Source organism: Variovorax sp. VaC1, assembly GCF_043658315.1.
GTDB lineage: Bacteria > Pseudomonadota > Gammaproteobacteria > Burkholderiales > Burkholderiaceae_C > Variovorax.
This window is the reverse complement of sequence record NZ_JBIGLT010000005.1, coordinates 325,022-340,822: the sequence shown is the minus strand read 5'-3', so window position 1 is coordinate 340,822 and position 15,801 is coordinate 325,022. Positions and strand designations below refer to the sequence as shown.

15 protein-coding genes are annotated in these 15,801 nt (G+C 66.0%); 13 read left to right on the top strand and 2 right to left on the bottom strand.

What is annotated here, in order from left to right:
• Positions 1–89: 89 nt before the first annotated feature.
• The 13 genes from ACGLHS_RS21595 to ACGLHS_RS21535 all read left to right on the top strand — a co-directional run bounded on the left by ACGLHS_RS21595 (position 90) and on the right by ACGLHS_RS21535 (position 14,016).
• Complete coding sequence (locus ACGLHS_RS21595; protein ID WP_394483082.1) at positions 90–2,444, top strand: phage tail length tape measure family protein; 2,355 nt, start codon at positions 90–92, stop codon at positions 2,442–2,444.
• Complete coding sequence (locus ACGLHS_RS21590; protein ID WP_394483080.1) at positions 2,441–3,064, top strand: hypothetical protein; 624 nt, start codon at positions 2,441–2,443, stop codon at positions 3,062–3,064. The genes ACGLHS_RS21595 and ACGLHS_RS21590 overlap by 4 nt, the downstream gene beginning before the upstream one ends.
• Positions 3,061–3,684 (top strand): hypothetical protein, encoded by a 624-nt coding sequence (locus tag ACGLHS_RS21585; RefSeq protein WP_394483078.1) that lies wholly within the window; start codon positions 3,061–3,063, stop codon positions 3,682–3,684. The genes ACGLHS_RS21590 and ACGLHS_RS21585 overlap by 4 nt, the downstream gene beginning before the upstream one ends.
• Positions 3,681–4,097 (top strand): DUF6950 family protein, encoded by a 417-nt coding sequence (locus ACGLHS_RS21580; RefSeq protein ID WP_394483076.1) that lies wholly within the window; start codon positions 3,681–3,683, stop codon positions 4,095–4,097. Before ACGLHS_RS21585 ends, ACGLHS_RS21580 begins: the two co-directional genes overlap by 4 nt.
• Positions 4,085–8,248 (top strand): hypothetical protein, encoded by a 4,164-nt coding sequence (locus tag ACGLHS_RS21575; protein WP_394483074.1) that lies wholly within the window; start codon positions 4,085–4,087, stop codon positions 8,246–8,248. Before ACGLHS_RS21580 ends, ACGLHS_RS21575 begins: the two co-directional genes overlap by 13 nt.
• Before the next feature lie 3 nt (positions 8,249–8,251).
• Positions 8,252–8,863: a DUF4376 domain-containing protein gene (locus ACGLHS_RS21570; protein ID WP_394483072.1), complete on the top strand. Its 612-nt coding sequence runs from the start codon at positions 8,252–8,254 to the stop codon at positions 8,861–8,863.
• A gap of 22 nt (positions 8,864–8,885) precedes the next feature.
• On the top strand, positions 8,886–9,323 hold the full coding sequence (locus tag ACGLHS_RS21565; protein ID WP_394483070.1) for a hypothetical protein: 438 nt from the start codon (positions 8,886–8,888) through the stop codon (positions 9,321–9,323).
• 13 nt (positions 9,324–9,336) lie between these two features.
• Positions 9,337–10,350 carry a phage tail protein gene (locus tag ACGLHS_RS21560; protein ID WP_394483068.1) on the top strand — a complete coding sequence of 338 codons (1,014 nt, stop codon included), beginning with the start codon at positions 9,337–9,339 and terminating at the stop codon, positions 10,348–10,350.
• 2 nt (positions 10,351–10,352) lie between these two features.
• The gene (locus ACGLHS_RS21555; RefSeq protein ID WP_394483066.1) at positions 10,353–10,982 is read left to right on the top strand and encodes a hypothetical protein; all 630 of its coding nucleotides are present in this window, start codon (positions 10,353–10,355) and stop codon (positions 10,980–10,982) included.
• 6 nt (positions 10,983–10,988) lie between these two features.
• Positions 10,989–11,471 (top strand): hypothetical protein, encoded by a 483-nt coding sequence (locus tag ACGLHS_RS21550; RefSeq protein ID WP_394483064.1) that lies wholly within the window; start codon positions 10,989–10,991, stop codon positions 11,469–11,471.
• Between the two features lie 232 nt (positions 11,472–11,703).
• Entirely contained in the window at positions 11,704–12,012 is a 309-nt protein-coding gene (locus ACGLHS_RS21545) for a DUF3649 domain-containing protein (RefSeq protein WP_394483062.1), read from the top strand.
• Positions 12,009–13,655 (top strand): PepSY-associated TM helix domain-containing protein, encoded by a 1,647-nt coding sequence (locus tag ACGLHS_RS21540; RefSeq protein ID WP_394483060.1) that lies wholly within the window; start codon positions 12,009–12,011, stop codon positions 13,653–13,655. The genes ACGLHS_RS21545 and ACGLHS_RS21540 overlap by 4 nt, the downstream gene beginning before the upstream one ends.
• 7 nt (positions 13,656–13,662) lie before the next feature.
• On the top strand, positions 13,663–14,016 hold the full coding sequence (locus ACGLHS_RS21535; RefSeq protein ID WP_394483058.1) for a DUF3325 domain-containing protein: 354 nt from the start codon (positions 13,663–13,665) through the stop codon (positions 14,014–14,016).
• On the opposite strand, the gene ACGLHS_RS21530 is transcribed toward ACGLHS_RS21535, so the two are convergent.
• Together ACGLHS_RS21530 and ACGLHS_RS21525 are read right to left on the bottom strand one after the other, a co-directional pair.
• Positions 13,947–14,621: a short chain dehydrogenase gene (locus ACGLHS_RS21530; protein ID WP_394483056.1), complete on the bottom strand. Its 675-nt coding sequence runs from the start codon at positions 14,619–14,621 to the stop codon at positions 13,947–13,949. The two genes, ACGLHS_RS21535 and ACGLHS_RS21530, sit on opposite strands and share 70 nt — an antisense overlap.
• Positions 14,618–15,685 (bottom strand): aldo/keto reductase, encoded by a 1,068-nt coding sequence (locus ACGLHS_RS21525; protein ID WP_394483054.1) that lies wholly within the window; start codon positions 15,683–15,685, stop codon positions 14,618–14,620. The genes ACGLHS_RS21530 and ACGLHS_RS21525 overlap by 4 nt, the downstream gene beginning before the upstream one ends.
• Positions 15,686–15,801 lie beyond the last annotated feature (116 nt).

The window sequence follows — 15,801 nt, the reverse complement described above, 5'->3', positions numbered from 1 at the left end:
CGACAACGCGGGCCCACGGCCATCGAAGAAGCATGGGGCCGGCAGATGTCGGCCTTATTTTTTCTTTCTCTCAAACGGACCATACAGACATGGCTGACGATCAAAAAAACGCACCCCTTCCGACGGTGGATCTTGCGGACATGCTCAAGGGGGCACCCAAGGCGCTCGAAGGGGCAAAAAATGTCAAAGGCTTGATAGATGGCCTCGCCTCATTTGGCGGTGGAGCTGAAGGGGGCGGCGGCAAGAAACTGAATCTGGCCAAGGCGGGTCTCGATGCGCTTGCCTATTTCGGTGACGCCAACCTCAAAGGCCGTAGAGAAGTCGTGGGGTACAAGAACGCCACGCTCGAGTCCGGCAATCCTTTTGGCTACACGACCAATGAGCTCGGGGATTACGCATTCCAGATGAGCCGCAAGGGAGGAACGCAGGCGCAAGCTTCGGAGGTCGTTGCGGCCTTGGTGGCGTCTGGCAAGGTCGGTCCCGGTGCGTTGCTCGAGGTTGGAGCCGCCACGATGGCGCTCAATCGGGTGACGGGGGTGCCGATCGAAAAAAGCGTCGAGCAATTCAAAAGTCTGCGCGACGCGCCTACGAAAAAATCAATCGAATTCAACAAGGAAGGTAAGCCTTATCTGAGCCTGCAAGAGCTCCAGACGATGGGCAAGCTCGAAAAGCAAGGCGATGTGGAGGCGGCGGGCGCTTTGGCGCAGATCGCTTTTGCCAGAAAACAGAATCAACGCACTCAGGAGCTGGCCGCAAACAGGATTCTCCCGGACCGCGCTCTGACCTTTGCCATGGACAAGGTCGACCGTCTGGATGACGCCGTACGCGGCACCGGACGAGACACGAGCCTTCAGCGGGAAATCGATCGGACTGCGAAGCTCTACGAACGTCGACTGGAAATGGAAGCGAGGGGGAGAAGCAGATCGGGATTGCCGATGGACCTCGTTTCCAGAGAAGGGTCGGCCGAGGAGCTCCGTCAAAAGCTCGAAACGCTCAAAGAGAGCCAGCGGCAGGATCGGAAGGCGGCGCTGCTGACAGCGGAAAACACGGTCAAGGTCAGGAAGGGAACGGCCGCGTACGGGGAAGTGTGGGAGGCCGGCGATGGGGGAAAGAAAGCGGATAACCCGAGTGCCGGAACACGGACCGATGCTGGTACCAAGCGGGCGGTCACAAGAGGTACTGCGCGTGCGCAGGCGTCCGTCTCGAGCGGTATTCAACACGCGCAGGGGGATGGTCTTCAGTCGTGCATCGTGATGGCTTGCGGATGCAAGGCCGGCACGTCGGAACAGAAGAATCAGAGTGGCCTGAAAGACCAGGCGAACAAAGCAAGCCAATCGCAAGCTGCGGAAAGCGAACAGGCCAAGAGCGCTTCGGCGCGTCAAGACGAGGCACAGCAAGCCGGGTTGCTCGAGGCCATGCGCCGATCCACTTCGAGCGTGCGCGAACAGGCGACAGCACTGGAGGCTCAGAACGCCGTCTATGGCCTGTCCAAGGATGCAGTACAGGCGCTGAACATCGCGCAGCTGGAACGGCAGATCAACGACCTCGAGGCCACGGAGCAAGTCATTCCGGGTTATGTGGAAGCACTGCGGGAGCGTGTGAAAGCGGAGCGGGAATTGCGTACGGCCACTCAAGGGTCGGAGGACCTGAAAACGAAAGACGAAAAACAAAAGAAGGAAAAGAAAAAGGACGAGGACGAAGAGGAAAAAAAGACGAAGAAGATGGCTGACGACATCGGCGGCGTGTTCAAGGAGGGCTTCGTCAACCTGATCGAAGGCGGTGGCAACGATGCCGTTGACAAGATCGGCAAAGGGCTCAAGAAAAAGCTCACGCAATCATTGGCCGATGCCTTCTACGACGCGACGTTGAAGGACGCAGTGGATGGATTCGCCGGTTGGTTGACGGGCGCGCTCAAGGGATCGATCTCTGGTGGCGGCTCCAAATCAGGTGGAGGCTCGTCGGGCCTTGGCGGAATCTTCGGAGCCGTGTCGAGCCTCTTCGGTGGCTTCTCGGGCTCGACTGCCGCGGGGCTTGCCAACATCGTCGGGGGGAGCGATCCGCTCGGTTCGATGATCGGCTTCATGGGCCTCGCCAGCGCGAAGGGCAACGTCTTCGCATCGCCTGGCCTGCACGCCTACGCCAACAGCGTCGTCGGTAGCCCCACGTTCTTCCCCTTCGCCAACGGCATCGGCCTCATGGGCGAGGCCGGGCCCGAAGCCATCATGCCGCTGCGCCGTGGCTCCGACGGGCGCCTGGGCGTGAGCGCACCCGCAGGCGGCGGTGGTGGTGGCAGCGGCTCGCTGCACTACGCGCCGACCAACGTCTTCAACATCGATTCGCGCTCCGATCGCGGCGCCGTGCTCGCCGATCTGGACCGCGCGCTTCAAGCCAACAACAAGGGCCAAATGGAACAACTCAAGCGTCTGCGGGTGGTGCCCCAATGAGCATCGTCACCCTGCCCCCCAACCTGCCGGTCAAGCGCCAGGATTTCGGTATCCAGACCTTCGATCTGAGCTTCAGCAGTGGCGACACCGGTTCGTCGCAGGTGGCCGTGCTGGCACCGCCGCGCCGCACGTGCGCGCTCGTGAGCGAAGAGCGCATTCCGCTGATGAGCGAGGCCGCGATGTGGCGCAGCCTGGTGCATGCGCTGCGCGGCCAGGTCAACGTGCTGGCGGTCAGCGACATGCTGCAGCCGGTGCCTCGCGGCACGGCACGCGGTGTGTGGACCGCGCTCGCGGCCGCGGCCGGTGCCTCTTCGCTGTCGATCCAGATGGGTGCGGCCCAGGCAGGCAAGACGCTGCTGCAGGGCGACTGGATCGGCGTCAACCAAGGGTCGATCCAACGGCAGCTGCTGCACGTGCAGGCCGATGCCGTGGCGAATGCGGCGGGCCTGATCGTGGTGCAGATCGAGCCGGTGCTGCGCGTGGCCGTTGCCGCAGGCAGCGCGGTGGTCTGGGACCGTCCGACCTGCCTCATGCGCAAGACGGATGCAAAGAACAACTGGTCTTCGGAGTCGCGCACGCAAGGCGGCTTCAGCCTCGACCTCATGGAGTCCTGGGAATGACGGTACCTGTCAACAGCGGCTTTCAGGCCGCGGCGAATGCACCGGCCTATGGCGAGCTGGCCCTGGTGGAGCTGCAGTTGCGCTCGGGCACGGCGCGCTTCACCAACTGGCCGCTCAGCGTCCAGGTGATGGGCGAGACCTGGCAGGGCGTGGGCAACCTCGGCTCGATCGGCGAGCTGCACGAGAGCGAAGACGGCGCGGCCGAGAAGCTCACGCTGACGCTCTCGCCGGTGGACATCGGCACGCGTGCGCTGGCACTCGGCGATCCGTCCGACTACCAGGACCGGCGCGTGCGTGTGTGGATCGCGATGCTCGACGCCAACACGCTGCAGGTCAACGGCTCGCCCGTGCTGCGCTTCGTGGGGGGGATGGACCAGATGAAGATCGATCGCGATGGCAACACCGCCTCGATCAGCATGGAGTGCCGCACCGCGAGCTACGACGTGCGAAGCAACCCCGCCGCACTGCGCATGAACAACGCGCAGCACCAGGCGCGGCATCCGGGCGAGATGGGCTTCGCCTATCTCACCAGCCTGATCGGCAACCCGGCCGTCTGGGTCGGCAAGTGGCTGCAGGTCAATCTCCAGTATCGACAGAACCTTGGCGTGCACAGCAAATGAGCATCGATCTCGACACTTTCATCGACGCGCGACGCCACACCGGCTTCGCTTATTTCGAACACGACTGCGCAACGATTGCAGCGGACTGGGTGCGTGAGCGGCGTGGAGCGGATCCGCTCGAGCCGCTGCGCGGGCAAGGCGGCGCGCTGGCGCCCAAGCGGTTGCTGACGGCGCTGCGGCATGTGCGTGCTGCGGGTGGCTTCGAGGCTGCGGCCACGGCGCTTCTGGGTCCGGCGTTGCCGGGTCGGATGGCACAACGCGGTGATGTCGTCTTGGCTCGCAGCGGCGGCCGCATCGGGCGCGTTTCCGGGTACAGCTTCGGCGTTTGCACGGGGCCGCACGTGGTGGCGCCAGGCAATGACCGATTGGCATTTCTTCCAATCACAGAGGGGGTGGCCGCATGGCGTATCTGACTCGACTGCTCGGCGTTCTGCTGGGCCTTCTTTGCTTCACGGCCGCGGCACATGCCGAGCCGGTGTCGGGAATCATCGGTGCGATTGCCTCCTTTGTGACGAGCTATGGGGCTGCGATTGCGGCCGTAGTTTCCGTTGCGAGCTCGGCTTACGCCTCCTCGCAAGCCAAGAAAAAAGCCCGGCAAGCCGCTGCCCGCAAGTTCGCCGAAGACGTGGCCAACCTGCGCGACCGCACGGCCACACTGGTCAGCTCCGAAGCGCCTTGGGCCACCGTCTACGGTGCACCCGCACGCGTCGGCGGTGCCATCGTCGCGGTGCTCGACAGTGGCCCGATGGCCCAGTTCAAGCACATCGTGATCGTCTTCGCCTCGCACGAGTGCGAAGCCATCGACGAGATCTTCATCGACGGCACCTCGGTGGGCCGGCCCAACCCAACCGGCTGGACCGATGGCCCTGAATTCCAGATGCCGCCGCTGTTCAACGGCTGGCCTTCGGAAGGCCCCGCGGTGAACGTGCAGTTCCACACGTCGCCGGGCGGCGTGGACACGGCCGACGGCTTCCTTCGCGCGAATGTCGACCAGAGCTTTCCGGGCTTCAACCTCTGGACCGAGCAACACAAGCTGAGCGGATGTACTTATGCCGTGGTCACGCTCAACCTGCTGTTCGAGCGCTTCCAGGGCGGCATTCCCGAGATCACGGCCAGGCTGCGCGGCAAGAAGGTGTACGACCCACGCACCGGCCAGACCGCCTACTCGCGCAACCCCGCGCTGTGCCTGGCCGACTTTCTGCGCTCGGAGACCGGCTACCTCGCCGCGCCCGACCAGATCGACGAGAACGCGCTGATCGCGGCCGCCAATGCCTGCGACCAGAAGGTCTACAACGATGTCGATGCGGTCAACTACGGCAACTCCAATGTGCTGTACGTCTGCGACGGCATGTTCCGCTCGGACCAGGACCGCGAGTCGACACGGCAGCAGCTCGAAGATTCGATGGCCGGCTTCAGCCTCGAATCGGGCGGTGTGTGGCGCATCCAGGCCGGTGCATGGTCCACGCCGGTGCTGAACCTCACCGACGACGACATGCTGGCGCCCACGGCGGTGGTGCAAACCGCCAACCCCGGCACGAGCCGCTTCAACGGCATGCGCGGCACGTACGTCAACGCGGCGCGCAACGGCGTCAGCGAAGACTTCACTCCGTATCAGAACGCGACCTTCCGCGCGCTCGATGCGAAGGACAAATTCACTGACATGGCGCTGGCGTTCACGACCTCGCACGTGCGCTGCCACCAGATCGCCCGCGTGGTGGTCGAGCAGAGCCGCGGCGGCTTCGTGCTGCGCATCCATCCCAAGATGCTGGCGTGGCACCTGCAGCCCGGCGACCGCATCGTGCTCACGAGCGCCTTGTACGGCTTTGCCAACAAGACCTTCCGCGTGCAGGACTGGACCTATGCCCGCAACGCGCCGCTGTCGCTGCTGGTGATCGAGGACGTGCCGGCCTACTACGATCTGGCCGATGAGGTGCAGGCCGATGCGGCGCCGAATACGAATCTGCCGAGCCCGTTCCTGCAACCGCAGGCCCCGCTCGACCTGCAGGTGCAAAGCGGCGAAGAGCAGCTGGTGCAACAGGGCGGCACCCTGGTCGTGCGTGCGAAGGTGAGCTGGTCGCCTTCCACCGAACCCGCGGTGGTGCGCAACGGCGCGGTGCGCGTGGAATGGCGCACGATCACGCCGGTCGGCGAGTGGCAGTCGGTGGACCTGCCCGGGGACGCAAAGGAGACCTATCTGCTCGGCCTCGCGGTGCACAGCGAGTACCAGGTGCGCGTGCGTTTCCTCACGCCCTATGCGGTGAGCAGCTGGACGACGGTCACGCACAGGCTGCAAGGCCCTAGCGAGTTCCCTGATGACGTCGCTGGCCTGAGCCTGGCGGTGGAATCCGCCGGCGTGATCGCACGCTGGTCCGCGCCGGCAGGCCTCAACCTGCTGGACTGGGGCGCGACGCAGATCCGTGTCGGTGCGTCGTGGGAAACCGCCATCGAACGCTTCACGGGCAAGGCGCTGTCCGCGAACATCGGCTGGCTGCAGACCGGCACGCAGAAGGTGTGGGCGGCGCATGCCAACACGCAAGGCGTCTGGGGCATTCCAGTTGCCGCAACCATCGACATCCAGCAGCCGGCCCAGCCGATCGTGCGTGGAGAGGTGTGGGGCGCGCAGATCGAACTCGCATGGCAGCCTTGCGGTACCACGCAGCCCATCGCGGCGTACATCGTCAAGGTGGGGCCGACGCTGGCGCAGGCCGTCGAGATCGGCCGCACGAGTTCGCTGAATTTCGCGCGCACCGAGCCGGTTGCCGCCAAGCGCATCTACTGGGTGGTGGCGTTCGATGCGGGGAGCAATCCGGGCGATGCAGGCTACGTCGAACTGGCGTCGTTGCCGTCCATCGATGACGCGATCAAGGAGCTGCAAGAAGGCCTCGATGAGCAGGTTGCAGATATGCTGAACGTGAACTCGGGCATCAGCGAACGCTTGATCGACGAAGCCATCGAGCGGGGCACGGCGATCACGCATGTCGAGAAGGTGGTGACCGACACGGCCGAGCAGCTGGCGCAGCGCATCGACATCGTCTCGGCCCGCGCGGTCGGCTATGTGCGTGCCAACCTGGTCTTCAACGGCGGGTTCGAGTTCGCGCTCGACAAGTGGGAGCTGCAGGGCAATGCATGGGAGGTCGTGGAGGACGACTGGGGTGCGTCGGCACGACTTCAAGCGGCGGCTCCGGCAGCCGGCCGACTGGCCAGTGCGTCTTTTCCGGCCAGACCTGGGACGTGGTATTCCGGCTCAGGTGATTCGATGTTCCAGGCCGATGCGGGCCAGAGCGGATTCGCGCTCGAGTTCTTCGATGCGGCGGGTGCTTCGCTGGGCGTCGCGAGCAATCTCACTGCGGGTCGGCACGGGTTCATGAATGAGCAGATCCGGCGCAACGACTTCGCCGTGGAGGCTCTCGCGCCGGCTGCCGCGGTCACGGGCAAGGTCGTCTTCCTGTGGAGCGGCTATGCATCGGGCGGCGGAATCGGCGTTCGCTTCGTGAAGGTCGAGCAAGGCCGCTTTCCGGTCACGCCCTATACCTCCGAGGCCAGCGATCGCGGCGCGGTGGCGGCCATCCGCGAGGAAGCGACCGCTCGGGCGGCGGCCGATGCAGCGGAAGCCGCGGCACGCACGACGCTGACGGTGCGGGTCAACGGCGCCGAGGCGGCGATCAACCAGGAAGCCGTGGTGCGCGCCGACGAGACCGGCAAGCTGTCGGCCAAGTGGGGCTTGAAGGTGGTGGCTGGCAACAAGGTGGCGGGCGTGCTGCTGAACAACGACGGCCAGGAGAGCAACTTCACGGTACTGGTCGACCGGTTCGCCATTGCACAGCAGGCCGCGGGTGGCATCACCAAGTACCCGTTCGTGGTGGGCTCCGTGGCGGGCGCACCGACGGTGGGGATCGACGGAACGCTGGTTGTCGACGGCACCATCCTCGCGCGGGCGATCAATGTCGACCGGTTGTCGGCGATCACGGCCAGGCTGGGCTATGTGAACGCGGGGCAGATCGACATCTCGGGAGACGGTGTCGGCGGCTGGGGGTACGTGCGCAGCACCAACAAGTGGATCCATGACGGTGGCTGGGGATGGGTGCTTGCGCGCCATACCGGCGGTGACGCCTTGGTCGAGTTGAACTGCAACGGCATGGGCCTGCAGATGCAGAACGCCACAGGACGCTTCAGGCTCTGGGGGCCGGGCTTCAACCTGCAGAACGAAGGGCTGACGATCAACCAGGTGGACGTGATCGACACGCTGAATCTGCGCGGGCAGTCCGTCACCGTGCCGTCCTTCGCGGCTTCGGCGGGAAATGCCGTTGCAGTGAATCACTTCGTACCGGGGAGCGCGCCGCTGGATACCTTCATCCTGGCTTCCACCTTCGTGTCGGGGATGTCTCTGGTCACGCTGACAGTTGATGGGATACCTCGCTGGGTCGGCGCCGGTGTGGCGGGAAGCACCGTGACAGGCGGCGTCCAGGTGGCGTTGGACCCCGGTTGGCACACCCTCTTCTTCTCTTCCCTGGTGCCTGCCGGCACGGGGGGCTCTTCCATCTACGCGCTGTCCACGCGCCGCTGAACCATGCCGAACTTCACTGTCTACAACACCCGGACCGGAGAGATCCGTTGCACCGGCACGCAGGCCACTGTCGAGTGGTGCCATGCCCAGGCCGGGCCCGGCGAATCCGTCTACCTTGGAGCGGCTGCGCCCGGCTCGTACATCCACAACGGTATGCCCGAGATGCTGCCTGCACGCCCGAGCGAACACCACGTCTTTGATTGGTCAGCGCATGCATGGCATGACCCGCGCACGCCGGCTCAACTGAAGGCGCAGCTCAAGGCCGCGCTGGCGGAACAACGCTGGAGCATCGAGACCGGCGGATTGACGCTGGCAAGTGGCGTGCGCATCAAGACCGGACGCGAAGACCGGGCTGCGTTCGCCGAGCGACTGGCCGACATGGAAGTCGGGGGGCTCGAAGCCATCGACTTCAAGGCCATCGACGGCTTCATCACGCTCACGCTCGAAGAGGCCAAGGCCCTTGCGCGCGCCGTTGCTGGCCACGTTCAGCGTTGCTTCGGCGCCGAACGGGCTGCACACGCATTCATCGATGGCCTTGCCGACAAAGACATTCCGACCCGTTGTGATCTGGTCGATTTCATGGGCCTCTCGCCCGCCAACCCACCGCTTGCATAACCCACCCAACCTGGAGCCACGAATGGCATATTCACCCGCATCCGCCAACGCTTTCATCAAACTGATTCTTCTCGGGACACCGATCGCCGGCCTGGCCGACAACGCCTCCGTAAGCCCGTCGACGGATCTGTACATCAGCCTTCTCACGGCTGCGCCCGGTGCCGGCTCGAACCAGAGCACGAACGAACTGGTGTACCCAGGCTATGCCCGCATGCCTGTGCCGCGCAGCCCGGCCGGATGGTCGATCATCGGGAACGAGGGCTTCCTCGTGAACGCGCTCGAGTTCCTGGAAGTGGCCGGAACGGCAACCGGTACGGCCACGCACCTGGGTATCGGCACGGCCGCAGCGGGCAACGGCCTGCTGCTGCTGCACGGTGCGCTGACGCCTGTCATCCCGATCCAGGCCGGCGTGGTTCCCCGGCTGAAGACGTCGACCAAGGTCGCATTCCTCACGGTCTGAACGGCACGACGCAATGGCACACAAGACCGCCGACCGAATCCTGGAATCCAGCACCTCCGTGGGGCTGGGCGCCTTCGCGCTGGAGGGCGCCGTCGATGCCTATCGACCGTTCTCCGCCGCCGGGATGGCAGAGGGAGACACCTGCCACTACATGATCAACGCGGTCGACTCGGTCGGCCGCCCCACGGGCCTGTTCGAATTGGGCCGTGCCACGATGACCAGCGGAGCGCTCGCACGGACGCTGGTCATCGCATCGAGCAATGCCGGTGCTGCCGTTGACTTTCCGGAAGGGCCGAAGCAGATCGGCCTGACCATCCTGTCGGCGTCCACCGACCAGTTGAAAGCGGACTGGCAGGAAGCGCTCGGACTCGACCAGACCGGCATGGTCTGCTACTTCGCGCAGTCGACGCCGCCTGTGGGCTACCTCAAGCGCAATGGCGCGGCGGTTTCGCGCGCGACCTACGCACGGCTCTTCGCGAAGATCGGCACGACCTATGGAAGCGGCGACGGTTCGACGACGTTCAACCTGCCCGACGGGCGGGGCGTGTTCGATCGTGGGCTGGACGAAGGGCGTGGGCTTGATCCAGGACGCGCGTTGGGCTCGTACCAGGACAGCGCAAACCTGTCGCATGCACACGGCGTGAGCGACCCGGGACACGCTCACGCGATCACAGACCCCAGCCATGCGCACGGTGTGAGCGACCCGGGTCATGCACACGGTGCCTGGACGGATGCGCAGGGAGAGCATGCTCACAACTACACCCGTCCCCATCTGTCAGGGGTCGGCACCGGAATAATCGGCGTCGTCGGCAGCATTCCGGATGGCATCGAGAACTGGGGCACAGATGGCTCGGGTCATCATGGCCACAACGTGGGCATCGGGGGGGCTGGCACCGGTGTCGGCATTTATGGCGCCACGACGGGCATTGCCATCAAGAGCGTTGCCTCCGGCATCACGCTGAACAGCAGCGGCGGAGCCGAAGCCCGCCCGCGCAACAACGCCTATCTCGCATGCATCAAGTACTGACCATGAAAACCAAGACCGTTTACTCATTCGGACCCGACCGAATCTACGTCGGCCCGGTCGAACTTGACGAAAGCGACCTGTCGCCGGCCGATGAAGGCGAGGTCTGGCTCATTCCAGGCAACTGTCTGGCGATGGCGCCACCGCCTGCTGTCGAAGGCAAGCGGCACTTCGCGGCGGCCAACGGCAGCTGGATCGAGGAAGACATTCCAGTGCCGGAACTTCCTCCCGATCACCCGTTGCCGGAGGCGCCAGTGGAAGAACCTGTGCTGCCACCAGAGCCTCGCGAGCCGACGCGCGAGGAGCGGGCGACTGCATTGCGAAATGAAGTGCAGAAGCACCTCGATCTCACTGCCGCCGCTTATGGATACGACGATATCAAGACGGCAGTCAGCTATGCCGACGAGCCGGCCGTGCCCCGGTTCCAGGCGCAAGGGCGTGCCTTTCGCGCATGGCGCTCGCTGGTGTGGGACTTCTGCTATTCGCTGCAGGACAAGGTGACCGCGGGCCTCGCCGAAGAGCCGACCGTCGAGCAGCTCCTGCCGATGCTGCCAGTGTGCGACTTCCTAGCGTTCCAGCCCGCTCCGGAGCCCGGCAGCGAACTGCCGCCCGTGCCCGCGGCGCCGACGGAGTAGCGCCGCATGTTCGGCGCATTGACCTTCGGTGCCTCGACATTCGGCGCCAAGCCGTTTACGGGCGCACTCGTCATCGAGGCGAAAGGATACCTTCCGGCGACGGTCGACCTGGCGGGAGGGGGCGCGGGGCGGGCTTCATCCGTCGGCTTGTTTGAGCTGGACGCGGACGCAGTGGGTGGCCTGGTTGCCGTGCGCAGCGGCGCGGGGGCGATGACGCAGGGTGCCAGGTTCGACGGCCAAGCGTCGATCGTGTCCAACGTCACCGGCCTTGTGCAGCAGTCCGCGCCCCTGATGGGCGTGGGGGCGGCCGTTGTTTCGGCCGACGGCTACGTCGAAGCCTCGGCGAGTTTCCTGGGCTACCGCCTGCGCGCGTACGACCAACTGTTCCCCGCCAACGTCGCGAACGGCGACAGGGTGCAGATTGGATCGCGCCTCTATGAATGGCGTGCGAACGCTGGACGTTGGCGTCCGGCGGGACCGGCGCCGTAGAACGAGCACGGAAAAAGTCCGGGCCACTGCGCTAGCAGCGGCCCGGATTTTGTCGTGGCGCCCGATACTGCGGCAGCTAAAACTGGCCGTACGCACCGCGCGCAGATCCCGGGACCGCGGATGGGTGTTCAAAGAGAGAATATTGACAGATGAGTATCATTCTCATCTTCGTCGATCTTTTTCCCCTCCCCATGAATCCCCGAACGACCCTGCCCGCCGTCCGGCGCGTGTCGTGACTGCCTCCGTTCGCTACCGCCTCAGCGTGGCTTCGCGCGCCATCGCCGCCATCGCCGGCGGCTACGGCGTCGCCGCGCTCTCCGCCGCCGTGCTCGCGCTGTGCCTGCCCGCCGCCTTCGGCATGGCACGCAGCGAAGCCGCCATGACCGGCACGCTCGCTTCCTTCCTCGTCTTCGCGCTCGCCGTGTTGTGGGTCTTTGCCGCACGCACGGCATGGCGCGCCTGGTCCGGCCTCGCCATCGCCGCCGCGCCGCTGGGCCTGCTCTTGCTGTTGCTCGTCCGAATCACCGGAGGCGGCGCATGAAGGAAGGTTTCCGCCAGTCGATGGCGTGGCTGCACACCTGGTCGGGCCTGCTGGTCGGCTGGGTGCTCTTCATGGTGTTCGCGGCCGGCACCGCGTCGTATTTCAAGGACGAAATCACCTTCTGGATGAAGCCTGAGTTGCACGCGATCGCGCAGACCTCGGCGCCTCAGGCGAAGACGGCCGAAGCCGCGGTGGATTTCCTGCAGCAACGCGGCGCCGATGCCCCGCGCTGGTTCATCACGTTGCCGACCGAGCGCGAGCCGTCGACCAGCGTGCTGTGGCTCAAGCCACCCCCGCCGCCAGGCTCGGCACCCGTCGAGCGACGCCGTCGCTTCGATCGCGCCATGCTCGACCCGGCCACGGGCCAGGCGATGACGGCAGCGCGCGAGACGCGCGGTGGCGAGTTCTTCTACCGCCTGCACTTCGACCTGCACTACATGCCCGCGCTGTGGGCGCGCTGGATCGTGGGCTTCTGCGCGATGTTCATGTTGGTCGCGATCTTCAGCGGCATCGTCACGCACAAGCGCATCTTCAAGGACTTCTTCACTTTCCGTCCGAAGAAGGGCCAGCGTTCGTGGCTCGATGCGCACAACGTGACGGCGGTGCTCGCACTGCCCTATCACCTGATGATCACGTACACCGGCCTCGTCACGCTGATGTTCATGTACATGCCGTGGGGCCCGCAGGTGGCCTACAAGGACCGCGGCGGCGAGCAGGCGTTCTTCTCCGAAGCCTTCCCGGGTGGCGGTCGCGACCAGTTCAAGGCTTCGGGCAACAAGGCGCCGCTCGCGCCCATCGCGCCGATGGTCGCGCAAGCCTCCGCACACTGGAACGGCGCGGCCGTGGGCCGCATCACCGTGCATCTGCCGAACGACGCGAATTCCGTGGTGTCGATCGCGCGCGCCGAAGGGCCGCAGCTGTCGTACGACCAGCCGTCGATGCAATTCAACGGCGCCACCGGCGAACTGATCGGCGCTTTCGGTGACGTGCCCAGGCCGGCTGCCGAAACACGCGGCGTGCTCTATGGGCTGCACATCGGCCGCTTCGCCGATCCGCTGTTGCGCGCGCTGTTCTTCCTCTCGGGCATCGCGGGCTGCCTGATGGTGGCGACGGGGCTCTTGCTGTGGGCCGTGAAAGAGCGCCAGAAGTTCGCCAAGACGCTCAAGCAGGGCGGGCGCATCGGCCTCGGGCTGCGGCTGGTCGACGGGCTCAACCTCGGTGCCGTGGCGGGACTGCCGGTGGCGATGGCTTCGTTCTTCTGGGCCAACCGCCTGCTGCCGCTGGATGTGGCCGATCGCGGCGAGGCCGAGATCCGCTGGTTCTTCATCGTCTGGGGCGCGACGGCCGTGCTGGGCCTGCTGCGGCCGACGCTGCGCATGTGGCAGGCGCAACTCGTGCTTGGTGCGTTGCTGTTCTCGCTGCTGCCGGTGCTCAATGCGTTCACGGGCCCCGCACCGTTGACCGTGAGCTTGCGCTCGGGGCCGAGCGCGGTGGCGGGTTTCGATCTGGTCGTGATGGCGCTGGGCTTCGGGTTGGCGGGTGCTGCGTGGCTCGTCGAGCGCAAGCGCCGCAAGACCGCCGCCGCACAGGCGGCCAGGAAGCAACCGCCATCGGGGCTTGCCACCTCGGGCCAGGGCTCGTGAGGTGGTGATGAACGCGCTGCTTTTCGGATCGGTGTTCACCGCATCGCTGGCCGGCTTCTGTGCATTGAGCCTCGCGATGGACCGGCACAGCGAAGACGTCTTCGGGCGCGGCAGCACGCCAGGGCCGTGGCGTCGCTGGCTGCAGCTGGGCGGTGCGGCGCTGTTGTGCGTGTCGCTCGGTGCCAGCCTGCAGTTCAGCGGCCGCACGATCGGCTGGGTGCTCTGGCTGGGCTCGCTCACGGCTGCAGCGGTGGCCACGGTGGGCTTGTTGAGCTACGCGCCGCGCCGCTTTCACTGGATCGGATTCGCGGCTGCGGCCATCGCGCTGCTCGGGCTGTTGCTCGCTGCCCTGTTCGCCTGACATCCGGCGAAGACACGCAGCGCCTGCCCGCTCATCGTGCCTTCCACCGCTGCTGCATAGAGCCGCGCCACTTCGCGTGCCGGCGTTCCCTTCGGCCCTTGCAGGCCGAGCGCGTCCAGCGTCTCCTGCACCCAGCCGGGCGCCACCACGTTCACGCGCAGGCCGCGCGGCAACTCGGGCGCGGCTTGCGCCACGAAGGCTTCCAGTCCAGCGTTCGCGAGTGCGCCCGCGCTGCCGCCCGGCAACACACCGTCGAAGCGACCGCCCGTCAGCGTGACCGATCCGCCTTCGCGCAGGTGCACCGCCGCGCGTTGTAGCAGCGCGATCTGGCCGAAGAGCTTGGCGTGCAGCGCCCGCGCCAGCCCTTCGTCCGACAACGTGCCGAAGGGCGCGAGCGGCACGCTGGCGGCGGTGGACACGATGGCGTCAATGTCGGGCACCGCATCGAACAGTGCATCGATGGTGGCCGGCGCATCGAGATCGACACACAACGGCGTGCCGTGGCGCGAAACCGCGATCACCTCATGGCGCTCGCCGAGTTCCGCCACCACGGCGCGGCCGATGGTGCCGCCCGCGCCGATCACCACCACCTTCCATCGCTTCATGCCGGGCGCCGCACCACGCTGCCGCCCGACAGCACGCCCTGCGTCATCGGCAGCGCCATGAAGTCGTGCGGAAAGCCCTTGGCAACGGCGCTCACCGCGTCGAGGCGTTGCAGCGCATCGGCGTCGAGCACCACGTCGAGCGCGCCCAGGTTGTCCTCGAACTGCGCGAAGGTGCGCGCGCCGATGATCGGCATGACGGTCGGCGCCGTGCGATGCAGCAGCCACGCCAGCGCGATCTGCGCCGGCGAGCGGTCTTGCTCCTTCGCGATCTGCGCCACCACGTCCGCGATGTCGAGCGAGCGCGGCTGCAGCGCGCCGTTGCCGGCCGCCACGTCCTTGCGCGTGCCGGTCACGCCCGCTTCGGCGCTCTGCGTGTGGCCGAGGTCGGCGCGCGTGTACTTGCCCGTCAGCACGCCGCTGCCCAGTGGCGACCAGGCCATCACGCCCAGGCCCAGCTCGTGCGCCATCGGCAGCAGTTCGCGCTCTACGGTGCGCTCGATCAGGCTGTGCTCGATCTGCAGCGCCACCAGCGGTGCCCAGCCGCGCAGGTCGGCCAGCGTCTGCATGCGCGCGATCTGCCAGGCCGGCGTGTCGGAGATGCCCGCGTAGAGCACCTTGCCCGAGCGCACGAGGTCGTCGAAGGCGCGCATCACTTCGTCGATGGGCGTGAGGTTGTCCCAGATGTGCAGGTACAGCAGGTCGATGTAGTCGGTGCCCAGCCGCTGCAGGCTTGCTTCGACCGAGCGGATCATGTTGCGGCGATGGTTGCCGCCGGCGTTGGGGTTGCCCGGCTGCATGTTCAGCGAGTACTTGGTGGCCACGACGACGGACTCGCGCTTGCCGGCGATGAACTGGCCCAGCAGCTTCTCGGAGCTGCCGTTGGTATAGAAGTTGGCGGTGTCGATGAAGTTGCCGCCACGGTCCACGTAGGCGTCGAACATGCGGCGCGATTCGCTGGCGTCGGCACCCCAGCCCCAGTCGCTGCCGAAGGTCATGGTGCCGAGCGACATCGGGCTGACGCGCAGGCCCGATCGGCCGAGGGTGAGGTAGTTGTCGAGCTTCATGGTGAATGTCCTTTCGAGGTGCGGCGGCGCGGTTGCATCGCCAAGGCCTTGAAGGTAGTTGCGGCATTGCCCCGGAAAAAGCCCGCCGGGGCGAATGCTTTATGAAGTCAGTCTTC